The sequence below is a fragment of the Nostoc sp. 106C genome (assembly GCF_002154725.1).
In the GTDB taxonomy this organism is placed as follows: domain Bacteria; phylum Cyanobacteriota; class Cyanobacteriia; order Cyanobacteriales; family Nostocaceae; genus Aulosira.
Map to the genome: position 1 here is coordinate 1 of NZ_MTAW01000154.1, position 25,964 is coordinate 25,964.

Here is a 25,964-nt window from a genome sequence, read left to right on the forward strand (position 1 = left end):
TTGCTTTATCACCTTTAACTTTACTTTTGACGGTAAAGATATTCTCCGTAATATTGATGAAATTGACAATCGTGGTGATTTGGTTAGTTGCAGCCAACCCCAGTTCGTTAACATTGATAGCCAATTCCTTCTCAAAGGAGAGTCCTCCACTGTCAGTAGTGCGGACGCGGATATTGTAGTTAGTTTTGGTTATTGAAGATTTAATTTTGAGGCTATCTTCCTCAATGATGAATGCATTATTATCAGTATCGCCAGTACCTGCAACTAAGGTATAAGTATACTTGTCGTTTTTGTCTGCATCAGCAGTGTTGAAGATACAGATGGCTTTTTCTTCATTGTCCTCATCATCGCTGATAGCGCTAAACATTAAGTCTGTGGGAGTAGAGTTATAAAGCAGTACTGAGACTTTACCACCATCAGCATTCGCTACTACTAAGTCAGGTTTTTCGTCACTGTTGAGGTCTCCCACCGTCACATAAGCCGAAGATGTTTCAACAGTGAAGTCGGTAGCCGTACCAAAACCACCCTTACCATCGTTCAACAGCACTGAGACGTTGTTGGCATTCGCATTTTTTGCCACCACTAAGTCAAGTTTGCCATCACCGTCTATGTCTTCCAAAACAACAGAATTAGGACTTGTCCCGACTGTGAAATTGGTATAAGTGCCAAAACCACCATTACCATCGTTCAACAGCACCGAGACATTGCTAGAAGCATAATTTGCTACCACCAAGTCAAGTTTTTTGTCACCATCTATGTCTCCTACTGCGATCGCAGTAGGTTGTGTCCCGACTGTAAAGTTACTGGGAGTACCAAAACCGCCACTACCATCGTTCAAGAACACTGAAACGTTATTGTCTTCAGCGTTCGTTACTACAAAGTCAAGCTTGTCATCACCATCTATGTCCACCACAGCAATGGCAGAAGGTTTCGTCCCAACTGTGATATTGGTGGGACTAGCAAAGCCGCCACTACCATCGTTTAACAACACTGAAACGTTGTTGTCATCAGCATTCGCTACCAGCAAGTCAAGCTTGTCATCACCATTTATGTCTCCTATTGCGATCGCAGTGGGTTTTGTCCCAACTGTGAGGTTAGTGGGAGTACCAAAGCCGCCACTACCATCGTTCAACAACACTGAAATGTTGTTGTCATCAGCGTTCGCTATTACCAAGTCAAGCTTGCTATCACCATCTATATCTTCTGAGGTAATGAAAACTGGATTGGTTCCGACTGCGAAGTTAACAGGAGTACCAAAGCCATCATTACCATCATTCAACAACACTGAAATGTTGTTATCAGCAGTGTTCGCTACCGCTAAGTCAAGTTTGCCGTCTCCATTTAAGTCTTTCACTACCACTGAAGAAGGATTTGAACCGACAGAAAAGTCGTTGGCACTTGCAAATGATAGGCTCATGATTGTTTTATTGAATAGTGTTTTGGCTTCCTCACACCTGTTTGTGTTTAGCTCACAAGTTAATTAGCAAAAGTAATATTATTCATTGAAATGGTGAGGAATACATCATTCAGATTATTTCGGAAATCCTGAAAAAGGCTTCAGTAAAGACACTATAAACTCTATATTGTAGAAAATACGCAAAGACAATAGTATTTCTATCCGAAATAGAGAATCGCAGAGTTGTATATAAATGGTGTTGCCAACAAATTTCTAGAAACTAAGTGCTAGTAGCAATTTGACTGTTGCTGTTATCAATAACACTAATATCTGACTGTATCTGCATTGTGCTCAAGATGATTATGCAGAGAATTGAGAGTGATCTCTCTAGTCAAATAAACCTCTTAAATGACTAATATTTTGCAGATTCAGACACTATATGATAACCCTCAAAAAAACATCAGCAAAAACCGAAACTACAATCCAGAATTGCAATACATTCCATTCTTGTGACTTGCTACAACTCTATTTTTTACAATTAGTAATTGAAAATTTAGAAGATGGCATTTTAATTGTGAGTGAGGCGGGAAATGTATTCCATGCTAATGCATCTGCCTATCATATATGTACTCAATTCAAGGCAGAATATGGGAATCAAAAATTTATCCATCCAATCATATCGCAACTTTGCCAATCTTTAATTAATCATCAAAGTTTGAATTCTGATAAGCTAATTATTTTAGCTGATGAAATTGTAGTTAATCAGTCAAATATTTTTCGGATTCGGGTAAAATATCTAAAGTTTGAAATTACCCAAATACCTTATTTTTTAGTAACTATTGAAAATTGCTATAAAACTCTAAAAAATGTCACGATTTTTGAAGTAAAAAAATATGATTTGACACCCCGAGAAGCTGAAATTTGGTCACTATATAGAGGCAATTATAGCTATAAAGATATTGCTGCCAAACTGTACATTACCATCAATACTGTGAAGAAGCATATGAGAAATATCCATGCTAAACGACAAGCATATTTAAAAGCACAGCAGCATTATCAAATATTATAGTTATTTGCTTTAGAGAATTTAAATGTAGATCCCTGGTACAAAATTCGCATAGGTAATTTTATTGGAGGCTCAAGAGACACCTAGCTCTTAAGAACGTAAATCCAAACTTGATATAAGCTACTCAGTAGATTAGTGCAGATACACTAAATTTTGGTTTTGGTGATTCCTAAACTTTCATTGATTTCCATCTAAGGATTTTTAGCAGGATTCTGGATACGTATTAATGTATTGGAAATCTGCCGTTTCAAGTTATCATCACTTTGGATGTCTACAGTAATCTTATTGAATCGCTCAATAGTAAGACCATTATCTTCTACTATTTTTTGAGAGCGTTGACAGTAATTGACTGCAATATCTTGAGCTTTTTTTGGTAGACTACCAATGCTTTTGGAGTCATTACAAACTATTTTAGGGATTTCTCGCTCACCCATCAATTTTTTAATTTCGTCAAAGGCTTGTTGACGTGCTGGCTCCATTGCTAATACAGCTTGAGCATAGCTCGTAATTTCATTAGTGTTAACTGGTTGTGGGGTTTGAGCGTTAGCTTTACTACTAACTATCAGAGCGCTGGCAACTAAACCAACAGTGGCGAGAGCACTGTAAGATAAACTTTGCGAAAGCATCTGTTGTAAGCTTCGTTGGAAAAACAAATCAGCAATTTTTTTCATATAGTGTGTGACACAGAACTACAGTAGGGATATGTTATTGGCTTTGAATTATTTTAGGAGTAAGAAGTTCCACAAACTCCTCAATCCATGAAATTTTTATATAATCCATGAAATTTTTAGATTTGGTGTTAGCTTCCTTTAGACACTTGACAAAGTTCTATCACTTTCGTCTGAAGTGTTGCTATATCTGAATATCCTTGCTTAAGGCTAACTTCTAACTCCAGCAACAAAGGTAAAGTGGAGATTAGTTGCTTTACAGAAAGTGATTTAACTTCTTGTTGTAAAAAGTAAATACGCTTAGGGTTACCTATCTCAGCAGCTTGAGCGATTGCTTGGGGATTGCGCTCACCACTTTCCATCATAATTTTTACCCATAACCAGGTGCGAAATTGACCAATCAATGTAGCAACTATCCGTAAACCAGGCTCAGAAGCATTGATCAGATCGCTTAAGGTAGCCAAAGCTTTAGCTGTGTCTCCAGTTCTAATTGCTGCTGCTAATTGTAAACTATTTTGAGTAGTATTTCTGACTAGCTTAGTAATAATTTCAACATCTAAAGGCTGAGTGCTACCAGCCGTATAGAGGCGCAACTTCTCCATTTCATTATAGAGTAGGCGTGTATCGTTACCTACAGATTCAGCTATTAGTTCCGCCGTCTTGGGTGCCAATTTTACGCCTACGGTTTGAGCCGCTTGATTCACAGCTTGTACAAGCAACTCCGTTTTCCAGGGTGGTATCAGCGGAAATTCTCGGAACTCAGTAGCGAATTGCTTCAAGATTTTCGTTGATTTTAAGCGTTCATCGGGTTTATTGCGACTGGTGAGCAATAAAAATGAGTTCTCCGGAATTACAGGTAAGGTTCGCCCAAGTTCTGCTAACACATTATCTGGACAATGTTGGCACAGAGTAGTATTGGCTAACCATACCAACCTTCCTCCAGCGCCAAAACTTGGTGTCATGACTTGATTTAATCCCTGAATCGCCGCATCAGGTTGATCTGGGAGTAAGGAAGTGTAGTTAAAACTTGTCCATTGGGGATCGAGGACGCGATCGCATAAAACAGCCACCGCTTTTTCTATAGCAAAATCATCTTCGCCCCAGTAAACATGGATGGGCATAGAAAAACCTCTGTTCTCCTCTTGTTTTACCCTACCACTACAAACAAGATTGAAGGCTGAGAACTGACGACTGGATTTTTAAGCGTCATTTGTCATTTGTCAAGAGTCCAGAGTCAAGCATTTCTTTCCCCCAGATCCCCTGCTTTGTCTCCCCTTCGGGTACTCTTCGAGAACCCCTACCCTTCGGGAACGACTTCGTCGAACGGGGAACGCAGTCGCCTGCGGAGGGAAAACGCCACTTGCTTCAAGCCGGGAAACCCGTCCAACGCAGTGGCTCCCCTCCCGCAGCGCTGTCTCACCTTGTCCCTTCTTCATTGGGACTGGCTTTTTGCATTAATAGCGAATTCGAGGATCTACGTAAGCGTTTAAAATATCAATCAAAATACTAGCGCTAACGACGATCGCCCCAAAAAATACTAGTACTCCCTGTACTATTGGATAATCGCGATCGGAAATCGCTTGGTACAGTCGGTTTGCTAACCCAGGCCAAGAAAATGTTACCTCAGTTAGAATTGCTCCACCCAACAGAGAAGCAAAGGTTAATCCTAAAACTGTAATTACTGGAATAAGAGCATTTTTTAAAGCATGAGAAACCAAAATCTTGCTTTCTGGAATACCTCTGGCTCTGGCAGCTTCTATATAATCTGCTTGTAGAGTTTGCTTTAAATTGACGCGCACAATCCGCTCAAAAATTCCACTCAGCAAAATACCTAGAGTCAAGCTAGGAAGGGCAATATGGTGTAATGATGTTAAAAATTGGCTGAAGTTACCCGCAAGTAAGCTATCAATAGTATATAAACCAGTAATATGAGCCGGAGCCGGAAGATTTGGGGGAAACCTATTGGAATTGGGAAACCAACCCAATTGTACCGAGAAAATCAACTGAAGAATCATTCCCGCCCAAAACATGGGAAGTGCATAGGTAATAATTCCAAATAAGCGCCCCCCTGCATCCACAGCTGTCCCTGGACGAGAAGCTGAAAGCGTCCCAACTAAAATTCCGACAATGAGTGCAACAGCCATACTACATACTGCTAACTCTACTGTCGCAGGAAAATATTGTCCGATTATGTCCCCAACGTGCTGTCCTCGACTCGTCAAAGAGGTTCCCAAATCAAAGTGCAGCAAGTTTCCCAAATAATTTAAATACTGTAACCACAAAGGTAGGTCTAAACCTAGTTGTTTGCGCAATTCAGCTTTAGCACTTTCTGGCGCACGTCCACCTAGAATCGCATCTGCTGGATCTCCTGGTGTTGCTCTAAGTAACAGAAATACAATGGTGATGATAGTAAATAGCTGAAGTGGGGCTAAGAGTAAACGAGAAGCAATGTAATATTGTAGTGCTTTGGATCGCGACATATTTATTTAGTCATTGGTCATTAGTTATTAGTCATTAGCCATTTACACAACTAAGGACAAATGACTAACGACAAAGGACAAAGGACAAAACTACTTTTTAATTGGCTTATAAACTAAATTTTGAGTGGGATCAAGTTGGACGTTGCTGACACCTTTTTGGGCAAAGACATAATCTTTGTTTTGCCATAAGGGAACGTAAGGCACATCATTCGTTACTTGGGTTTGAATCTGAGCAAATATCTGCTTCCGCGCTTCCGGGTTTTGTTCTTTGCGTTGCTGATCAATCAACTTATTGACAGCTTCGTTGTAATAGAAAGAACCTTGAGTTTGACTCCCGCCGTCTTCGCATCCTTTAGCAACAGAACCCTTCTGACAAGCCAAAAACGGTTGCACGTAATTATCAGGATCTAAAAAGTCTGGATACCAATCAAGCAAAGCCGCTGGATACAAACCTTTGGTAATCTCTTTATAAAAGGTAGCAGCTTCGACAGTACTGACTTCAAATTGCAGTATGCCATCCATCTTCTGATCGACAAGTGATTTCAGTGTCTGCGCTACTAAACTACGAGTTGCGGAACTAGCAGGATACCAAACTTGAACTTTTGCGGGATTTTCCTTAGAGAAACCAGCGCTAGTTAATAGTTGTTTAGCCTTATCAAAACTAGCATCACCATATTTATCTTTAAATAAAGGCTGGGAAACATCAAATGTAGTAGGAATCATGCTGTAAAGTGCATCAGCTTGATTAAATAAAACTCGCTGATTTAAAAGTGGACGATCAATTAAAGAAGCGATCGCTTGTCTTACCTCTGGTTTATCCAAAGGCTTCTGATTCCGGTTCAACACCATGTAACTGACTACACTACCTTGAGCGCTAATCGCTTGCCAATCTCCTTTTTTTGCACCTTCTTCTAAGCTGCGAATTTGATCTGGTTGCAAAGAAAGGTAGGCTACATCCACTGCACCAGTACGGAAAGCATTAAATAGATTTACCGGACTAGTTTGAATTTGGACGTTAATACCTTTATTAGCGGGTTTTTCTCCCCAATACTTATCAAACGCATCCAATCGCAGGGAATCAGTACCATAAGCAGCTAACTTGTAAGGCCCAGTTCCCACAAATGTCTCTGGCTTAAATTTCCCCGCACCCAATTCATAAGCTTTCGGCGAAACTGGACAAACTCCAGAAAACGCCAGTAGTGAAGGAAACGCCGCAAAAGGTTTTTTCAGCTTGATACTTAACTCAGATTCACCTGTAGCTTTCACCGAGTCTACAGTATCGGCTAGTAAGAAGGAGGGTTTGCCTTTATTTTCAATAAACCGCTTGATAGTAAATGCCATCGCTTCCGCATTAAAGGGATTTCCATCGTGGAAAACTACTCCCTGGCGTAAAGGAATGGTATAAGTTAAACCATCTGAACTGACTTTGGGTAATGCTGTCGCCAGTTGGGGCATAATTTCTGTACTACCTGGTTCATAAGTATAGAGGCGATCGCTCATATTAAACACCAAACCCAACGATGCCAACTCATAAGCATCAGCTGGATCTAAGGTTCTTGGCTTTGCTGTTGTCCCTACAGTAATGCGACCATCACCTGTAGCCGTATTCGCTGAACCTGTTGGTGTATTTGTCTGTGGACGAGAAGCACAACTTACAACTAAAAATAAACATAGACAGAATAAAGACAGAAATTGTATCATCCGTCTCCATCGTCTAACCGATAAAGAAAACCAGCTCATAAAATTAAGATTATTGAGGTTAGCGGTGAGTCATTGTACTATAGGTTGGTTGATTTCCCATATAAAACTAGCAACCTTTATTAAAAAAATCAGGTAAAAATACATACTTTGAGATGAAATTCTTAGATAATAGAAAACTTTATATTTATTAAAATTCTCAACACAGCTTATTTTGTCGTAAATTTTATAAGTAATAGGAATATTCAAGTTAGTTTAGCTTTGACTGTTGCTCAAGTTGTTTAAATCAAAAATTTACCATTTGCTGCCTAGCTTTGCTAACAATATATCAATCGATATACATCAGCGCTTGAGGCGATCGCGATATTGTAAACAGCAGATTGATAGTCTAATAGTGAGACTAAGAACGTGAAGTATTTTTTTCTATCTGAAGGATGGACAGTATCTAGAGTCTGGGCATCTGATGGACTCTGGCAGATCACCGCATGGCGTCGCCAACCAGATATTCAGCGTCTGAATATTTGTTTGATGGAAAATAACGAATTGTTGTGGCTTTATCGAGTTGAAGAGGCTGTTCTAACTGTAGAAGTAAAGCCAACAACACCAGCACTGGCAACTACTACAATTGGTCAAGTAGTGCTGAAGCGTTTGATGACAGCTGAACAGGTAATCGAACGCCTGGGTACAGCCGAGGCCAAGTGTCATTTGCAAAACATTCAATCGGTGGTGCAGTAAAGAAGCAGCATAAGAAGACACGGAGACTTAAGGAAGCGGGGATGCGGGGAATTTCTCTGTTTTTTCTCTGCGTCCCCGCGTCTCCCTATCTCCGCGTCTTATCATCATTCCCCATAAGAATACGCAAACTGGATGTAAGACAGGGATTGGTAGCGAAAAATATCATAGATGCTACGCGATCGCATCTATTTACACGCTTGCAAACAATTCCATCAATAGTTACACTTTTTAAAATATTCTCATTTTTGCTAGGCAATTGCCAAGCACGCTTGACTACCTAAACGCCTCTTAAGGTGTTTACTTACTCCTGAAAAGGCAAAGTTTTTCGCAAGAGAACTCTAAGGTAGTTCAATATTTATAGCGATCACTACCCTATGGGTAAAGGCCGCTAAGCGTGTAAGCATTGCCAGAGCGCCCACGCTGTCTGACTTATAAGACTAAGCAGTGGTAAAAAAGACCCTGGCAATAACAAAAAAACTGAGAGAAGTCCCAGCGGTGATTTCTGCCGCGCATAACTTCCGTAAGAAAATTGCTTTGTAAACTAACTCATCGAGGAGGAGCGTAGTCGATGGGACTACCCTGGTACCGAGTACATACAGTCGTTCTGAACGATCCAGGGCGGCTGATTTCTGTACACTTGATGCACACAGCTCTAGTGGCAGGCTGGGCTGGTTCGATGGCATTATACGAACTAGCTGTTTATGACCCCAGCGATCCAGTTCTCAACCCAATGTGGCGTCAAGGGATGTTCGTGTTACCCTTCATGTCACGTTTGGGCGTCACTCAATCTTGGGGTGGTTGGAGCGTTACTGGTGGCCCCGCAACAGATCCTGGTTTCTGGTCATTTGAAGGCGTTGCTGCTGCTCATATTGTCCTTTCTGGTCTGTTGTTTTTAGCCGCGGTTTGGCATTGGGTTTACTGGGATTTGGAACTCTTTAGAGATCCCCGCACTGGTGAACCTGCTCTAGACTTGCCAAAGATGTTTGGCATTCACCTGTTCTTATCTGGTCTACTCTGCTTTGGCTTCGGCGCTTTTCACTTGACTGGACTCTTTGGTCCAGGAATGTGGGTTTCTGATGCCTTTGGAGTCACAGGTAGCGTTCAGCCAGTAGCACCAGAATGGGGACCAGATGGCTTTAACCCCTTTAATCCTGGTGGCGTTGTTGCTCACCACATAGCTGCTGGGATCGTCGGCATTATTGCAGGCTTATTCCACTTAACAGTCAGACCACCCGAACGGCTTTACAAAGCTTTGCGGATGGGGAACATTGAAACTGTACTTTCTAGCAGTATTGCTGCGGTGTTCTTTGCTGCCTTCGTGGTCGCTGGTACTATGTGGTACGGGAACGCTACCACTCCAATTGAACTGTTTGGTCCCACCCGTTATCAATGGGATCAAGGTTACTTCCATCAAGAAATTGAGCGCCGCGTACAAAACAGCGTTGCCAATGGTGCAAGCCTTTCGGAAGCTTGGTCGCAGATTCCTGAAAAACTTGCCTTCTACGATTATGTCGGCAACAGCCCTGCCAAAGGCGGTTTATTCCGTACAGGTCCAATGGATAAGGGTGATGGTATTGCCCAGTCTTGGCAAGGTCACGCAGTATTCAAAGATGCTGAAGGCAGAGAATTGACTGTGCGCCGTCTGCCCAACTTCTTTGAAACCTTCCCAGTCATCTTGACCGATGCAGATGGTGTCATTCGTGCTGACATTCCTTTCCGTCGGGCAGAATCTAAATATAGCTTTGAGCAATCTGGTGTTACTGTTAGCTTCTACGGTGGCGATCTGGATGGTCAGACCTTTACAGATCCAGCCGAAGTGAAGAAATACGCCCGGAAGGCTCAAGGCGGTGAAATATTTGAATTTGACCGGGAAACCTTGAACTCTGATGGTGTATTCCGCACCAGCCCCAGAGGTTGGTTTACCTTTGGACACGCTGTATTTGCTCTGCTGTTCTTCTTTGGTCACCTTTGGCATGGCTCTCGGACAATCTACCGAGATGTATTTGCTGGTGTGGAAGCGGATCTAGAAGAGCAAGTTGAGTGGGGTCTATTCCAGAAAGTGGGTGATAAGACAACCCGCCGTAAGGAAGCTCTCTAATTCAGTGCTGAGTTATGAGTAACGAGTTCTGAGTTAACCCTCTGACTCAGCACTCAGAAACGCCAGATGCTACAACGGAGGGAACCTCGACGGCAGTTGCTTCAAGTCGGGAAACCTGCCCACGGCACTGCCTCCGCAACACACTGGCTCCTCAGTACTCAAAACTTTAATTACTCGCTGGATAGGCAGGAAGTTGTGATATGGAAAGCGTTGCGTACATCTTAATTTTCACCTTGTGTATAGGCGTTCTCTTCTTTGCGATCGCATTTCGCGAACCTCCCCGGATTGCGAAAAAAGATGATTAGAAGACTATTACCAAACGTGTAAGGTCATATAAACTTAAATATCCGCTGTTATCTGTTTGGTAACAGCGGATATTTATATTTACTTCCTCTTGAGTTAATTTGGCTAGTCAAAAATTACACTAACTCCAATCACTTTTATTAGTGATAAATCCTAACCATACTAAAGAATCAGAGAAGACTTTGGTGTAAGCTAGAGGCTGGGTGAAATACTTTAATTATGAGTAATTTGATAAAAAATTATGAATCTTAAGGTTGAAACCCTTGGCGCTAAACATCAACCCCTGATAAATGACTTGTCACCAGACATTATGATATAATCTTCTATCTGGAAGTTGATATGTGTTGTTACTAGCTTTTCTGCGCTAGGATGAAATAGGTTTAGGCTGGCATGATAGCACTTGCCTAATAATTGCACTCGCGACAAAAAATTACGGAGACTAGAACCAGGAACAAATTAGCATGGTCAATCAGAATTTAACCGCTACAGAAATTGGATTTACTCACGAAGATTTCGCTGCTCTACTTGATAAGTACGATTATCACTTTAGCCCTGGCGATATTGTACCAGGAACAGTTTTCAGTATAGAGCCGCGCGGCGCTCTGATTGACATAGGTGCGAAAACCGCAGCATACATACCTATACAAGAAATGTCTATAAACCGGGTAGATGCCCCGGAAGAAGTATTACAATCTAACGAAACGCGCGAATTTTTTATTCTCACTGACGAAAACGAAGATGGGCAACTGACCCTCTCAATCCGTCGGATTGAATATATGCGGGCTTGGGAGCGTGTGCGTCAGCTGCAAGCTGAAGATGCGACTGTCCGTTCGGGTGTGTTTGCTACTAACCGTGGTGGAGCATTAGTGCGGATTGAGGGATTGCGTGGTTTTATTCCCGGCTCGCACATCAGCACTCGCAAACCCAAAGAAGAATTGGTAGGCGAAGAGCTACCATTGAAATTCCTCGAAGTAGACGAAGAACGCAATCGCCTAGTTCTATCTCACCGTCGAGCGTTAGTTGAACGCAAGATGAACCGCCTGGAAGTTGGTGAAGTTGTGATTGGTACAGTGCGCGGTATCAAGCCTTATGGTGCCTTCATTGATATCGGTGGCGTTAGCGGTCTATTGCACATCTCGGAAATTTCTCACGAGCATATTGATACACCTCACAGCGTGTTCAATGTCAATGATGAAGTGAAAGTTATGATCATTGACCTGGATGCAGAAAGAGGTCGGATCTCCTTGTCAACCAAACAGCTGGAACCTGAACCAGGTGACATGATTAAAAACCGCGATTTGGTTTACGATAAGGCAGAAGAAATGGCAGCTAAGTATCGGGAACAAATGCTAGCGAAACAACAAGGTGCTACTGCTGTTGCTGCTGAAGCTTTAGTGGAAGAAGATATCCCATCAGCTATTGAAGAAGACATCCCAGCAGCTATTGAAGAAGATATCCCAGTAGCTATTGAAGAGTAATACACTGGTATTTGTCTGTAATTAAAAACATGAAAGTTTTTGAAAAAGGGGGATTTTCCCTCTTTTTTTATGCTATTCATCCCAATTATAGGAATCCGTATTGTTATTTTATCCAGTTGCGAGTGCCTTTTTGTTGCACTTGAGGGTATGAAGTGCAAAGTCTATATATTATCGGGTTAGAGTTGGAGATTACAGAATAGGGTTAACAATTTCTGATAGTGTAATTGTTTTTGTCCAAGCGTTACAAAGAAAAGATATTTACAAGTATTTCCCTTAATGAGATTTCGGAAACTTTAGTGCAATTTCTAACGACAAGCCGCTTCTCTACGAGACTCTACGCGTAGCTTGCTTCACCGTAGAAGTATGCGTCTAGGCCTTTTGCTTGTACTTTATGGTAAAAAAGCGATCGCTCTATTACGAGGGCGATCGCTTTTTTTAACTCAATCTCACAACCTTAAACCAGAAGTGTTTGTAACAAGGGTCTATCTTCTGATAACTTACCTGTGCGCAACCATTCATTTAGTTCTTCTGGCGCTGTGGCTAGCTGGAGACGTTCCCGCAATTTTGCTCCTTCAAGGATTTCTTGTTGCAACAGTTCTTGTGCAGTCTCTTCTAGTAATGTGCGGTTGTGTTGCAAAATACTTAAAGCGATGTGATGGGCATTATCTAATGTCTGCTTCACTTCGCGGTCAATTTCCTCTGCGACTTGAGGACTGATCGAACGGCGTGGATTACCATAGCCTTCGATAAATTGCTGTTGAATCTTCTCAAATGCTACTGGCCCTAGTTTATCGCTCATTCCATAGATGGTGATAGCACGTTCTGCTAGGTCTGTAGCTTTTTGGATATCGTCAGACGCACCAGTAGACACTTTTCCAAAGACGACTTCTTCGGCCGAACGTCCACCCAATAACGTTGCAATCCGTCCGCGAATTTCGTCTTCGACCATCAAAAAGCGGTCTTCTTCTGGCATTTGGATTGTGTAACCCAATGCACCTACACCACGAGGAACAACAGATATTTTTTCAACTTTACCAGCACCGGGCATTAAAGCGCCAATGATGGCATGACCAACTTCATGATAGGCTACGGTCTTTTTTTCGGTTTCATTTAATACGCGAGAGCGTTTTTCTAAACCCGCCACTAAACGCTCAATAGCTTCGTTGAAATCTGCCATAATGACCGCTTGCCGATTTTGACGGGCTGCTAACAATGCGGCTTCATTCACCAGATTGGCTAAATCTGCTCCAGCAAACCCAGGTGTTCTAATGGCAATGGTAGCCAAGTTAACATCTTCAGCTAATTTGACGTTTCTCGCATGAACTTTAAGAATCGCTTCCCGACCGATTTTATCAGGGCGATCGACTACAATTTGGCGGTCAAAGCGTCCGGGACGGCGCAATGCGGGGTCGAGGACTTCGGGACGGTTTGTGGCGGCGATAATAATTACGCCTGTATTGGCATCAAAGCCATCCATTTCGGTAAGTAACTGATTGAGGGTTTGTTCCCGTTCATCATTACCACCCACAAATCCACCAGCACCACCGCGAGATTTACCTAGTGCGTCTAACTCATCAATAAAGACGATACAGGGAGCTTGTTTTTTAGCTTGCTCAAATAAATCGCGAACACGTGCAGCACCGACACCAACGAATAATTCGATGAATTCGGAACCGGAAATGCTAAAGAAAGGAACCGCAGCTTCACCGGCGATCGCTCTGGCTAACAATGTCTTACCTGTTCCAGGAGGCCCTACCAGTAATGCACCTTTAGGAATTTTCGCTCCCAAGCGGGTGTATTTGTCAGCATTTTTCAAGAAATCGACAATTTCTTCTAGCTCAACTTTGGCTTCATCGACACCAGCAACATCAGTAAATTTTACACCTGTGCTGCCATCAGAAGAGATACGCGCCTTGCTTTTACCTACCGTCAACGCCGCCGGGCCGCCTCCCTGACGATTCATTAAAAATCCCCAAATCCCGAAGAAAATTAATGGTGGAGCTACCCAACTAAGTAAAGTACCCAGCCAGCCATTTGGATCTGGTGCTGGTGCAGCAAACTCAACATTATGCTCGCGGAGAATCTTCGGTAAATCGAGATCGAGAGCTACTGGTGTAGTAGTTAATACCTGTTCAGCAGTTTTGCCGTCGGAGGTTTGAGTTTTGAGAACATATTCAATGCGATCGCTACCTACCATCGCCCGTTCAACTTTACCCGCTTGTACCTGAACAATAAAGTCGCTATAAGGAACTTGCGGTAATCGTGGTCCCAAAAAACTTGGAACAATAAAGTTAAGCAGCAACAATATAGTTAGTAATATCAGGAAGCTGCCCCCGAACTGCCTTACTCTAGAAGGTTTCAATTTATTTTTGTTATTATTTTCAACAGGCATTTTTGATGTACCCTCAATTGGATTTTGTCGTTAGTCATTAGTCATCCCTTCGGCTTCGCTCAGGGCAAGTTGTTCTTGGTTTTTAGAAATGATTAATAACTAGTTTTTCAAGTTAGTAGAAAAGCAAATAAACTACATAAAGCAATGTCATCAAACACACCAAGACTGTTACATACCAATGTGCGCAAGAAATTGCTGAGTGACAGTTGCAAGTGCGGAACGTGAATTGCAAAGTTTTGTATCTGTTAGGTCTATTCTAGAAACTAGATGGCGTAGACCAAATTCGGGTATACCCTACAGAACAATGCGTATTGCCGAACTTTTATGGAAAATAAGCTGGGATTGGTTGTGAAAGTGTTTCTACTCTCGATGATGCTCTCGCTCTTGATTAAGTACGCAGCGCCGAGTCTGATGATTCCGGGGACAGATACAATCGCCCTAGTTATGGTTCTGTTACCTGCTGTGATTATGGCGATCGCTTTATTAGGGCGATTCCAAGGACAAAAACAAAATTAGCTGATAACCCTGTAGGCGGAAGTTGCTAAAATCAACTAACCTAGCTGCATTATCTTGAGAATGCAGCTTGCCAACTGCTGGGAGTCTACCTGTGAACCTAGGTCAATGGATCGGCTTAATCGCCATCATCCTTTCTTTATATATCTTGTGGCAAATTAAAGAAGTACTGTTGCTGATGTTTGCCGCAATTGTATTAGCTACAACCTTAAATCGCCTAGCACGATGGTTCCAACGCTGGGGAATCAGACGTGGTTTCGCCGTTATTCTCGCGGTTGGGATCTTTTTTGCCTTAATTGTAGGCTTTTTCTGGCTGATTGTGCCGCCATTTGCAGCGCAGTTTCACGAACTTACCTATCGAGTTCCCCAAGGTTTGGAACGCTTTAATAGTTGGGTTAATGCCTTAAAAACACAGGTTCCTAATCAGCTCATACCTTATATCCCAGATCTAGACAGTCTGATCCAACAAGCGCAGCCATTTATTAATCGAGTATTGGGAAACTCTTTTGCATTTGTTTCTGGCTCGTTAGAAGCTGTCCTCAAGATTTTACTAGTGCTGGTTTTAACAGGAATGTTATTAGCCAATCCCCAGGCTTACCGTAAAGTATTTGTGCGTCTTTTCCCCTCATTTTATCGGCGGCGAGTAGATGGGATTTTAGATAAGTGCGAAACTTCATTAGGGGGATGGGTAATAGGCGCACTCATTGCTATGGGCGTAGTCGGACTGATGAGTGTAATTGGCTTATCGATTTTAGGCGTGAAGGCGGCATTGGCTTTAGGTGTTTTGGCAGGATTTTTAAACTTGATTCCTAACCTTGGTCCGACAATGAGTGTAGTGCCAGCAATGGCGATCGCACTTTTGGATGCCCCTTGGAAAGCTGTTGCTGTATTGATTCTCTACTTTTTTATTCAGCAGGCTGAAAGTAATTTTATTACACCAGTTGTCATGGCTCATCAAGTTTCTTTACTACCAGCTGTGACATTAATTGCCCAGTTATTTTTTGTAACTTTCTTTGGTTTTTTAGGATTATTTTTAGCGCTACCTCTGACTGTGGTCGCTAAAATTTGGTTGCAAGAAGTTTTAATTAAAGATGTTTTGGATGAATGGGGACATAATCCTAAAAAAGAGGCTGAGTTGGTGATAGTTTCTAACTCTCCTGGATTAGATGATCCTTGGGGAGAAGATAATTCAGATATAAATGCAGAAAGGCCGATTGATAATACTGTGCAAAAAGAAGATTAGTAAAGCTGTGCGAAATTTACAAGCATTTTCAAATAACTAGACTACACATCGTAGAGTGGGTATCGCTCATCAAGATCTGATCTCATGGACGTTTGAAGTGCTGGTGGGCATTGCCCACCGTACAAATATTGCAATCAAGCAACTGCGCCATCAAACATCAACTTTTACCCTTTACTTTTGAAAGAGTCTAGCCAGTCTCGGACTTGCTCCCGGGCAATATCACGACCACCAAGACCAAAAGCTAAGGCAATAGCAACAGCGATCGCACCGAGTAAAAGTCCGAATGCTAAATTCACAATATCGCTAGCAACGCCAATCTGTCGCAGTGCCATTGCTGATACTAGGGTAATGATGGCAATCCGCGCCACCTGTCCTAAAATTCGTGCTTGGGGATTTTCAGAACTGGCAATGATACTAAAAGCTAGATTTGCCAAAAACAAACCAATGCCAAACACCACTAATCCGGTTATAATTTGCCCGAATATAATTAAAATGCCGGATATCAACGTTGTCAGCGCTGCAATATTTAGGATATTTACGGCTGCAACCGTCGCAAACAGCAGAATGCCGACGAAGACGATAATCCCAACAATTTCTGATGGAGTGCGGGTTGGAGTAGATACTGGTGCGCCTGCTTCTGTGTATACGGCTGTTTGTCTAGGTGATGGCAGACCCAGCACAGCAAAAATGTTGTTAAAGCCCAAACTAGTGAGGATAGTAGTAACTAGGTCTGAAACAAACCGCCCCACAAAATAGCCAATAATTAGAATTGCTATGGCTGTAAAGATTGCGGGTAAGGCATTGAGAATTTTTTGAAGCATGGCGATCGCGGGAACAGAAATCGCATCAATTCTTAAAGCATTGAGCGCGGCGATCGCGACTGGAATCAAAATTAAAATATAGATTAGTGTGCCGAGAATATTCGACAGAGGTTGCACACCCGCGCTGGGAGAGATGCCAAACCGACTACCTAAATGGTCAATTCCAGTTGCAATCAGCAAGTTAGTGACAATTCGCCGGATGATATTAGCCACAAACCAGCCGACAGCAGCAATTAATATTGCTGCTAAGATATTCGGTAGAATTGACAGAATCTCTGTAATCAGAGCTTTTACTGGTTGTAGTGCCTCCTTTAGCCCCAGAGTATCCAGAACGGGAACGAGGAACAATAAAAAGATGAACCAATACAAAGCATTGCCAATCGTTTCACTCAGAGACAACTGAGAAACACCAGATCTAGCATCCTGTGTTTCTTGATTCAAACGCTCATCCAACCTTAAAATCTGGAGCCCGCGGACTGTAATTATCTTTACAACCGTAGCTAGTAGCCAAGCAACGCCCAAGAGAATTGCCACACCAACCAACTTTGGTAAAAAGCCCACAAGTTGATCGAGAAAATTATTGAGTGGTCGAGAGGCTACTTCCAGCCCTAGAGCTTGTAATACAGCTACCGCCGTCAACAGGATGATACTCCAAAAGACTAAGCCGGAGATTAACTGCTCCACTTGAGGAACATTCTCACGACCTGTTACTCCTGAAGCAATGCGGTTATCTATGTTTGTGCGATTGAGGACTTTTCTCGTTGCTATTTCAACAAACTTAGCAAGTAGCCAACCAATTACCAAAATTGCCGCTGCTCCTAGCAAGCGGGGTGTAAACAGAATTATCTGGTCAAAAATACCTTGCAGATCGGTAGTTCCCTGTCTTACGGCTGGTGGTTCCGGTGGTAGACTTGGTGATTGTGCCAAAAGTGGCTGCACCCTCATCGACAAACCAATTTCCATTACCTGGATTCTTCCTAGCCAAGTTGCGTTCATGGTTTTTCGGAATTAAGAGTAAATTGTTAAGCCAGAACACTTAAGGTACTTCTGGCGTGGATTGTTATGCACAATCCGGCATCCCCGTAAGTTTACGAGTATTTTGCTTAACAATTTAACAGTAAAAACATATATGACATTCGTATCAAGAGTAATTTTTAACTAAATCCGCAAAGCGGTAATTTCTCCGCTATGATGACGAACTCTTAGCTATCAATAGCCAATTTTGAGTTACTCTAAGTGCAGCAGCCGCATCAAAAATGTAGAATGTCGCAAGTTTTGGAACAATCAATTCAAATTAATGCCACAGCTACGGTGGTAGAGCACTGTATTACAGATTTAGCTCTCATGCACCGATGGCTTAACCCAGTTTTACGTTGCGAACCTGTGGGCAAAGTTTGGAGTACGGATGTAGGTAGTCAAAGTCGCTTTATTATCCAAATTCCTGTAATTCAACCTACCTTAAATACTGTAGTCGTAGAACGGCAACCAGGTTTAGTTGTTTGGGGATTTAAAGGATTTTTTCAAGGATGCGATCGCTGGGAATGTCAACCAATATCCAAGGGAACGAACCTATTAAACCGTTTTGAGTTCGATATTCCCAACCCCCTCATCAGTTGGGGCTTCAACACCTTTGCCGCATCTTGGACAAAAGCAGATATGCAAGCCCAATTGCAGCGACTCAAACAAGTGGCTGAGAAATTACAATAAATATAGTCAATAGTCAAGTATTTTCCCCCTGCTCCCTCATTCCCTTCATCTCCCTAACTCAGCCAGCAAGCGTCGAATTGCGACTGAATCTTCTGCATCAGGAACCTTGGCTAGATAAGTTTGTAAGTCGTCAGCGGCTTGGGGGTAGTAACCGAGTTGATAGTAGATGAGACCGCGATCGCGTAATTCTAAGCTCACGCCAGGAAACAACAGTAAAATCCGTTCAACCGCAGCTAAACTTTTTTCTAAGTCTTTCTTTTTGAGGTAAATAAATTTTAAATTTGTTAGTATCCGTGCCAAAAATTGTCGATGGCTGACTGGGGCTAAAAATTCTGGCTGTAGCTGCACAGGTTGCTGAAACATTTGAGATAGCCGTTCTTCACAATCTTGGGCAAATAAAACTTCACCCCGATTGAATGCATCCACAAAAATTTCCATATCTGAAATATCTGGGCGGATCAGGAAATGTCCCGGCATTCCTATCCCCACCATTGGAAAATCAATTCGTCGGGACACTTCCATATAAACTAGAGCTAAGGTAATGGGAATGCCTAACCGACGGTCAATTACATCATTTAAAAAGCTGTTGCAAGGATCGTAGTAGTCTGCTTTATTCCCAGCAAATCCCAAGTCATCATATAAATAGTGATTTATACTTTGAATCACCCGCAAAGGATACCATGAGTCAGGCAAACGTTCTTGTAGTTCCGCTGCCATTGTATCGAAGGTATTGAGGTATTCTTCAGGGTCAAGATCAGGATATTCTTCCTGTGCAATATATAAACTTGCTTTTACCAGGTCGATCTTCTCGTCAGACTGCTGAATCTCCTGGTAAAAATATTGTCGCGCTGACGAGAAATTCATAAGCACTTGCTCAGTGAAAGTATGAGGTTGAAGCGGATCAACTGATAGCAGTTTCCCGTACCTACCTTTATCTTAAGGATATTCAGAAGATTTTGAAAATTTAATTTTTACAGCGGTTGCAGGCACTAAATATCTCTAAAGGATGAAGATTATTTAATGAGTTTTTATAGGTCAGCAATCAGCCTTTTCCCTTAACCTTCTGATTTTCTAGCTGTTTTCGCTATTTCAGGATAAAGGCACAAATAAAAACAAGTATGTAAAGAAGGATGAACTATGTTACCACTCTCTTACCTTGTACCTTCTAATGAAAATGACTAATATTTACGCGAATCTAAACGATCTGCTTATTACCTTGATATTAGAAAATCGCATTGTGGAGAATCGATCCCGTATCTAGAAATTAAATGGCATAGCAGAACATCATTACACAGAAGAATTTCGTATAATTTTACTTTAAATAAAATGAATATTTCAGCCTTTAAATCTAAGCCTATATGTTGATATGAGGATTTTTACCCCAATAATTAACCTGATAATTATATTTTTTAATAAATAAGTAGTACAGCTATTTTAGCCATAAATTTGCGTCTAGAGGAGCAGACAATAGATTAAACCTCATTTCGGGAGAAAAGCTGATTGATAATCTCAGTGCCAATGGAGTTAGACTAGCTCAGGCAAAGTAGCAGACTTTTGCAAATGATGTAGTTGCGACAAGCACAACTACATCATCTGCTTTGTAAAGATATATGATGAAGCTTCTAATAGTCTGGGTGCATACCTACGATGATGTAAAGTTAACTGCTGTTCCTGAACCTGCTAAAGTTTTAGATGCGGTTGGTGCTACTTCAGCGCGCAAGCGCAAACAGCAACAAAAACCTACGTATAAAAAGTATAAAATTGTTACCAATACTTATAAAAGTGCTGTGTCTACCATTGCCAGACATAGCTTTTAAAATTCTGAGTTGACTTAAGACAATTGATAAACTAGCTTAATTTATTCTCTGAGACCCTAGTCTTAAGAATCAATTTATGGCGGAGAATGGGGTCGTTCAGTGTTAATCTGAAAAGTGACATTACTTCATCTTATGTCGTCTACGACCCTATCTGAAATATAGCTTCAATCATTAGGCTCAGCATGGTCACCACCGCAGAAAAAACAAACATCGGTTACATTACCCAAATCATCGGTCCTGTTGTAGACGTTAAGTTTCCCGGCGGGAAATTACCGCAAATCTACAACGCTTTGACCATCAAAGGCTCCAACGAAGCTGGACAGGAAATCAACCTGACCGTCGAAGTACAGCAATTGCTGGGCGACAACCAAGTACGGGCTGTTGCTATGAGTTCCACCGATGGCTTAGTGCGTGGTCTGGAAGTGGTAGATACTGGCGCTCCTATTAGCGTGCCAGTTGGTAAAGCCACCTTGGGTCGGATTTTCAACGTCCTTGGCGAACCTGTAGATAATCAGGGGCCTGTAAATGCTGAGGCAACTTTACCTATCCACCGCGAGGCTCCCAAATTCACCGATCTGGAAACCAAACCTTCTGTGTTTGAAACCGGAATTAAAGTTGTAGACTTGCTGACTCCTTATCGCCGTGGCGGTAAGATTGGTCTATTCGGCGGTGCAGGTGTTGGTAAGACCGTGATCATGATGGAGTTGATCAACAACATCGCTACTCAGCACGGTGGAGTATCAGTTTTCGCTGGTGTGGGTGAACGCACTCGCGAAGGTAATGACCTCTATAATGAAATGATTGAATCCGGGGTAATCAACAAAGATAACCTCAACGAATCAAAGATTGCTCTGGTTTATGGTCAAATGAACGAACCACCTGGAGCAAGAATGCGGGTGGGTCTGTCTGGATTGACAGTAGCAGAGTACTTCCGCGATGTGAACAAGCAAGACGTATTGCTGTTTATTGACAATATCTTCCGGTTCGTGCAAGCAGGTTCAGAAGTATCTGCGCTTTTGGGACGGATGCCTTCAGCGGTAGGATATCAGCCTACTCTGGGTACTGACGTAGGTGCTTTACAAGAACGGATTACCTCGACTACAGAGGGTTCAATTACCTCGATTCAAGCAGTATATGTACCTGCGGACGACTTAACCGACCCCGCACCTGCAACCACTTTTGCTCACTTGGACGGAACAACAGTGCTGTCTCGCGGTTTGGCTGCTAAGGGAATTTATCCAGCTGTGGACCCCTTAGGCTCAACTTCTACCATGCTTCAGCCCGACATTGTTGGGGATGAGCATTACAGCACTGCCCGTGCTGTACAGTCAACTCTGCAACGTTATAAAGAACTACAGGACATTATCGCCATTCTCGGTCTAGATGAATTGTCTGAAGAAGACCGTCTAATTGTGGCGCGCGCACGTAAGGTTGAGCGCTTCTTGTCCCAGCCGTTCTTTGTAGCGGAAGTGTTCACTGGTTCTCCTGGGAAGTATGTGAAGTTGGAAGATACTATCAAAGGATTCCAGAAAATTCTGTCAGGTGAGTTGGATGACTTACCAGAGCAGGCTTTCTACTTGGTTGGCGATATTAATGAAGCGATCGCCAAAGCTCAAAAAATCAAAGGTTAGTCATTGGTCATCTGTCATTAGTCATTAGTGTAAGTGCTAGTGACTAATGGCAAATTACAAAGCGCAAAGTTGAGCCAGTCGTGTGAGCGGGTCCCCCGACTTGAACGAACTGGCGTTGAGCAGAAGTTTCCTTCGTACACCCTTGGGCGTAGCCCTTCCCGTAGGGTAAGGGTTGCCGAAAGCATCAGACGGCAGTTCCTTTAAGCGGGGTAGCCCCGCCAACAGACTGCCTCAACTTTGTAACAGAGGACAAAAGGCAAAGGACAAAAGACAAATGACATTAACCGTTCGTGTAATTTCCCCAGATAAAACTGTGTGGGATGCCGAAGCTGAAGAAGTAGTTCTACCCAGCACCACTGGTCAGCTAGGTATCTTGACAGGACACGCACCGCTTTTGACCGCTCTGGATACAGGTGTAATGCGAGTACGTCCCAGCAAAAATCAAGATTGGCAAGCGATCGCTCTTTTGGGTGGCTTTGCCGAAGTTGAAGAAAATGAAGTCACAATTCTAGTGAACGGTGCTGAACGTGGCAGCGCTATTGACCTAGAACAGGCCCGTGCTGCTTACAGCGAAGCACAAACAAAGCTGAATCAGGTAACAGCAGGCGATCGCCAAGCTCAAATCCAGGCAAACCAAGCTTTCAAACGCGCCCGCGCTCGGTTTCAAGCTGCTGGTGGTTTGGTCTAAAATTATACTTTGGATTTTAACTTCTGAGGGTGGGCTATTTGTCCACCCTTAAAAATATATTCATTCCGCTAAAAAAATTACACCAAGTTTAAGAAATCTTGCACCGCCCAAGTGAAGTGATAACTTAGATAATTAGTTGCCCAGAAGGGCACACATTATGAATAGGTTTCAATTTTCCTTTGGTAAGCGCAAACAAAATAAATTAGTTCGTTTTGCTGGATCTGTTGTCGCATCATTAGCAATAGCTGGCAGCGTTAATTATGCCAATGCTGCTAAAGCAACAACCATAAGAACACTTACAACAAACGAAATCGCCTCAGTTTCAGTCCAACCTGCGCAGCAACAACCCGTTATTGCTCAGTTACCAGCCAGTACTACTCAATACCAGGCAATGCAATTGTTACCTGGAGGACTAATCCCAATTGTTCTTTTGGGTGGTGTGATCGTATTTGTCCCCTTGTTCTTTGGCGGCTTGGTGGTAATTGGCGAACGGGAAGTTGGCATTGTAGTCAGAAAATTTACCCTATCCGGACGTGGACTCCCCGCTGGGCGGTTAATTGCCCTGAATGGTGAAGCAGGTTTGCAAGCGGATACCCTCGCTCCTGGTTGGCATTGGGGCTATTGGCCTTGGCAATACTCCGTTCGTAAAGAATCAGTGGTAGTTGTGCCTCAAGGTGAAATTGCCTTGATTGTCGCCGCAGATGGTGCGTCCAACCCGCCAGAACGCATCCTTGGTAAAATTGTCGATTGCGATAACTTCCAAGATGCCCGGAAATTCCTGACTCATGGTGGGGAAAAAGGTCGCCAAATGGGCTTTTTGACGGCTGGTACTTACCGCATCAACACCGCTTTGTTTAAAGTGATCATGGCATCTAATGCCACTGCTCATGGCATGAATCCAGAACAGTTGCGGGTTTACAGCGTCGCATCTGATAAAGTTGGCATTGTTACTACTCTAGATGGGCTGCCAATTCCTGGTGGTGAAATTGCAGGCCCGACGATTGGTGGACACGACAACTTCCAGAACGGACAGAAATTCATTGATGCTGGTGGACGCAGAGGCTTGCAAGAGCAGATATTGCTTTCTGGTTCTTGGAACTTGAATCCTTGGTTTGTTCAGGTTGAGCAAGTGCCAATGACAGAAATTCCTATTGGTTATGTGGGTGTAGTAATTTCTTTCGTAGGAAAAGCCCAGGAAGATGTCAGTGGTGCTGCCTTCACTCACGGTAACTTAGTAAATCAGGGACACAAGGGTGTATGGGTTGAGCCACTTTATCCTGGTAAACACCCGCTTAATTCCCGCATCATGAAGATTGAATTGGTGCCAACGACCAACATTGTTTTAAACTGGTCAGGTCGTACCGAACGCCATAGCTATGATGCTAAACTAGCCTCCTTAACAGTGCGATCGCGTGATGGGTTTGCCTTCGATTTAGAAGTAGCGCAAATTATCCACGTCGGTGCTTTGGATGCTCCGAAGGTGATTTCCCGCGTTGGTTCCATGCAAAATTTAGTAGACCATGTATTAGAACCAACCATAGGTAATTATTTTCGTAACTCAGCTCAAAACTGTACTGTCCTAGACTTTCTGACTGCTCGGAGTGAGCGCCAAGCCGAAGCTGCCGAGTACATTAAAATAGCGATCCGAGCTTATGACGTGCAAGCAATAGACACCTTAATTGGTGATATTCAGCCACCAGCGACTTTAATGCAAACACAGACCGACCGGAAAATTGCCGAAGAACAACGCAAGACCTATGAAGTGCAACAGGTAGCGCAAACGCAACGGCAACAACTCGTTCGGGAAACAGCACTGGCTGATATCCAGCAAGAAATGGTGAAATCAGAGCAGAGTGTCCATATTGCCGATTTGAAAGCGCAAGCCCAAATTAAGCAAGCGAATGGAGAAGCCGAAGGTACAAAACTCCGAGCAATTGCTGAAGCCGAAGGTATTCGTGCCACAGGTAATGCGAAAGCTGAAACTTACCGCGCTGGTGTGGAAGCCTTGGGACCACAAGGTTATACAGCCATGCAGCTCATGCAAATTATCGGCGATCGCAATGTCCGCCTAATTCCAGATATCCTTGTTGGTGGCAGCAATGGCAGCACCAATGGTTTAGTGGATGGATTGCTATCAATGATTTTGTGGAATCAAACTGCGAAGCCAGGTGAAGTCACACCAACACCATTACATCCACAACCAATAGTCAAAACCCAACCAAACGGACAAAGCACTATTCCGCCAATAGTTGTTGATTTTCCTGTAGATAGGTAATATCAACAGCATTTATTAGGTTATCGGTAGTCGGCACTTTAGCAATCAAAAATCACTAAAGTGCTGATACTAGTCAGAAATTTGCCCCTTAACCCAATTGCGGAAAGTACGGGTTGTAGTGATTTCTCCATTCTGTTTGCTCTGTTGGATAAATCGAGGTATTTCGCTCACAGTTACAGGCATAAAAGTATGGCTAACTTGAACTTCTAAGTATTGCCCATCTTCTAGTCTGTAAATCCTCAACACACTCCCGTTGTAACGCCAAAATTCAGGAATTCCCATTGCAGCATAAAGCTGCAACTTGTCTATTTTAGGTCTGGAATATTCAACCTCTAGCACAAGGTCTGGGGGTGGGTCGGATGCCAAGTCTATATTTTCTTTGCCTCTAACTAAAAACTCGTTTTGAATGTAGTAGCTGCTATCTGGTTCTCCTCCACGTTCTAAATCATCTCGTGTTAATGTTAGAGAGCCTGCCCTTTTAATCTCCAATCCCAACTCTTCGCACAATACACCAACAAAAGCCTCAATTAAACGATTTGAGTTTTCGTGCGGCATGAGCGGAGTCATAATTTCTATTGTGCCATTGTCATAAGCAAGTCTATTTTTGCGTTCTGAACCCATCTCAGCCAGCATAGTTTTGTATGTCTGCCAACTGATATTTTCGAGTAATACTCTAGTTTCTGCGGGTATCGCTGTGTTCACCATAGTTCAGTTCTATTTTGCTTGGTGGGTAAAGTATTTTGATTTTCCGAGTGTGGTACTAATAATTAACCTCACCTAACCTAGATACCTTGTAAAGAATTACCATAGACACATCATAGGAAATTGAACAGGAAGTAGCAAAAAGATGAGAACGCGATCGGGCTGTTGTTATATCGAATTAGTATTACTAAATTTATGCTTAGAGGGTGACAAGGCAACTCTAAGCTATGCAGGACAAAAATTTGAGAAGATA

Annotated in this window: 21 protein-coding genes; 12 read left to right on the forward strand and 9 right to left on the reverse strand. The window is 42.7% G+C overall.

Translation table 11 applies throughout. From position 1 onward, the window contains the following. Nucleotides 1–1,417 (reverse strand): VCBS repeat-containing protein (locus BV375_RS23620; RefSeq protein ID WP_143842185.1); only part of this gene is annotated, 1,417 nt, incomplete at its 3' end. Between the two features lie 418 nt (nucleotides 1,418–1,835). On the opposite strand from BV375_RS23620, the gene BV375_RS23625 reads away from it, so the two are divergent. Then, on the forward strand, nucleotides 1,836–2,465 hold the full coding sequence (locus BV375_RS23625) for a helix-turn-helix transcriptional regulator (RefSeq protein ID WP_086764985.1): 630 nt from the start codon (nucleotides 1,836–1,838) through the stop codon (nucleotides 2,463–2,465). Nucleotides 2,466–2,653: 188 nt separating this feature from the next. On the opposite strand, the gene BV375_RS23630 is transcribed toward BV375_RS23625, so the two are convergent. From BV375_RS23630 to BV375_RS23645, 4 genes are all read right to left on the reverse strand, one after another. Then, on the reverse strand, nucleotides 2,654–3,133 hold the full coding sequence (locus tag BV375_RS23630) for a DUF4168 domain-containing protein (RefSeq protein WP_086764987.1): 480 nt from the start codon (nucleotides 3,131–3,133) through the stop codon (nucleotides 2,654–2,656). Between the two features lie 128 nt (nucleotides 3,134–3,261). Beyond that, nucleotides 3,262–4,251: a DNA polymerase III subunit delta gene (gene holA / locus BV375_RS23635; RefSeq protein ID WP_086764990.1), complete on the reverse strand. Its 990-nt coding sequence runs from the start codon at nucleotides 4,249–4,251 to the stop codon at nucleotides 3,262–3,264. Nucleotides 4,252–4,584: 333 nt separating this feature from the next. After that, the gene (locus BV375_RS23640; protein WP_086764992.1) at nucleotides 4,585–5,610 is read right to left on the reverse strand and encodes an ABC transporter permease; all 1,026 of its coding nucleotides are present in this window, start codon (nucleotides 5,608–5,610) and stop codon (nucleotides 4,585–4,587) included. Nucleotides 5,611–5,700: 90 nt separating this feature from the next. Beyond that, on the reverse strand, nucleotides 5,701–7,350 hold the full coding sequence (locus tag BV375_RS23645; RefSeq protein ID WP_086764996.1) for an ABC transporter substrate-binding protein: 1,650 nt from the start codon (nucleotides 7,348–7,350) through the stop codon (nucleotides 5,701–5,703). A gap of 366 nt (nucleotides 7,351–7,716) precedes the next feature. On the opposite strand from BV375_RS23645, the gene BV375_RS23650 reads away from it, so the two are divergent. The 4 genes from BV375_RS23650 (at nucleotide 7,717) to BV375_RS23665 (ending at nucleotide 11,922) form a co-directional block, all read left to right on the forward strand. After that, nucleotides 7,717–8,043, forward strand: coding sequence for a hypothetical protein (locus BV375_RS23650; RefSeq protein WP_086764999.1), 327 nt, complete (start codon nucleotides 7,717–7,719; stop codon nucleotides 8,041–8,043). 568 nt (nucleotides 8,044–8,611) lie between these two features. Further along, nucleotides 8,612–10,141 (forward strand): photosystem II chlorophyll-binding protein CP47, encoded by a 1,530-nt coding sequence (psbB, locus tag BV375_RS23655; protein ID WP_086765002.1) that lies wholly within the window; start codon nucleotides 8,612–8,614, stop codon nucleotides 10,139–10,141. 200 nt (nucleotides 10,142–10,341) lie between these two features. After that, nucleotides 10,342–10,446, forward strand: a complete 105-nt coding sequence (locus BV375_RS23660; protein WP_071989499.1) for a photosystem II reaction center protein T — start codon at nucleotides 10,342–10,344, stop codon at nucleotides 10,444–10,446. 459 nt (nucleotides 10,447–10,905) lie between these two features. Further along, complete coding sequence (locus tag BV375_RS23665) at nucleotides 10,906–11,922, forward strand: 30S ribosomal protein S1 (protein ID WP_086765005.1); 1,017 nt, start codon at nucleotides 10,906–10,908, stop codon at nucleotides 11,920–11,922. A 454-nt stretch (nucleotides 11,923–12,376) separates the two neighbouring features. Here BV375_RS23665 and ftsH read toward each other — a convergent pair whose 3' ends face one another. After that, complete coding sequence (gene ftsH / locus BV375_RS23670; protein ID WP_086765008.1) at nucleotides 12,377–14,314, reverse strand: ATP-dependent zinc metalloprotease FtsH; 1,938 nt, start codon at nucleotides 14,312–14,314, stop codon at nucleotides 12,377–12,379. 324 nt (nucleotides 14,315–14,638) lie between these two features. On the opposite strand from ftsH, the gene BV375_RS23675 reads away from it, so the two are divergent. Continuing rightward, on the forward strand, nucleotides 14,639–14,830 hold the full coding sequence (locus BV375_RS23675; protein WP_086765011.1) for a hypothetical protein: 192 nt from the start codon (nucleotides 14,639–14,641) through the stop codon (nucleotides 14,828–14,830). Nucleotides 14,831–14,921: 91 nt separating this feature from the next. Next, nucleotides 14,922–16,070: an AI-2E family transporter gene (locus BV375_RS23680; protein ID WP_086765032.1), complete on the forward strand. Its 1,149-nt coding sequence runs from the start codon at nucleotides 14,922–14,924 to the stop codon at nucleotides 16,068–16,070. Between the two features lie 164 nt (nucleotides 16,071–16,234). On the opposite strand, the gene BV375_RS23685 is transcribed toward BV375_RS23680, so the two are convergent. Beyond that, on the reverse strand, nucleotides 16,235–17,887 hold the full coding sequence (locus tag BV375_RS23685; protein WP_086765014.1) for a mechanosensitive ion channel: 1,653 nt from the start codon (nucleotides 17,885–17,887) through the stop codon (nucleotides 16,235–16,237). Between the two features lie 267 nt (nucleotides 17,888–18,154). Between BV375_RS23685 and BV375_RS23690 the strand changes: the two genes are divergently transcribed. Further along, nucleotides 18,155–18,598: an SRPBCC family protein gene (locus BV375_RS23690; RefSeq protein WP_086765017.1), complete on the forward strand. Its 444-nt coding sequence runs from the start codon at nucleotides 18,155–18,157 to the stop codon at nucleotides 18,596–18,598. A gap of 45 nt (nucleotides 18,599–18,643) precedes the next feature. Here the strand turns inward: BV375_RS23690 and BV375_RS23695 are convergent, their stop codons facing one another. After that, nucleotides 18,644–19,462, reverse strand: coding sequence for a SirB1 family protein (locus BV375_RS23695; protein WP_086765020.1), 819 nt, complete (start codon nucleotides 19,460–19,462; stop codon nucleotides 18,644–18,646). A gap of 746 nt (nucleotides 19,463–20,208) precedes the next feature. On the opposite strand from BV375_RS23695, the gene BV375_RS23700 reads away from it, so the two are divergent. From BV375_RS23700 to BV375_RS23715, 4 genes are all read left to right on the forward strand, one after another. After that, on the forward strand, nucleotides 20,209–20,415 hold the full coding sequence (locus BV375_RS23700) for a hypothetical protein (protein ID WP_143842187.1): 207 nt from the start codon (nucleotides 20,209–20,211) through the stop codon (nucleotides 20,413–20,415). Between the two features lie 182 nt (nucleotides 20,416–20,597). Then, on the forward strand, nucleotides 20,598–22,046 hold the full coding sequence (gene atpD, locus BV375_RS23705) for a F0F1 ATP synthase subunit beta (protein WP_086686543.1): 1,449 nt from the start codon (nucleotides 20,598–20,600) through the stop codon (nucleotides 22,044–22,046). A 274-nt stretch (nucleotides 22,047–22,320) separates the two neighbouring features. Then, nucleotides 22,321–22,734 (forward strand): ATP synthase F1 subunit epsilon, encoded by a 414-nt coding sequence (gene atpC / locus BV375_RS23710; RefSeq protein WP_086686544.1) that lies wholly within the window; start codon nucleotides 22,321–22,323, stop codon nucleotides 22,732–22,734. 157 nt (nucleotides 22,735–22,891) lie between these two features. After that, complete coding sequence (locus BV375_RS23715; protein WP_086765026.1) at nucleotides 22,892–25,009, forward strand: flotillin family protein; 2,118 nt, start codon at nucleotides 22,892–22,894, stop codon at nucleotides 25,007–25,009. Nucleotides 25,010–25,078: 69 nt separating this feature from the next. Here the strand turns inward: BV375_RS23715 and BV375_RS23720 are convergent, their stop codons facing one another. Then, a complete protein-coding gene (locus BV375_RS23720) occupies nucleotides 25,079–25,714 on the reverse strand; it encodes a Uma2 family endonuclease (protein ID WP_086765029.1) in 636 nt (211 codons plus the stop codon). Nucleotides 25,715–25,964: the final 250 nt, after the last annotated feature.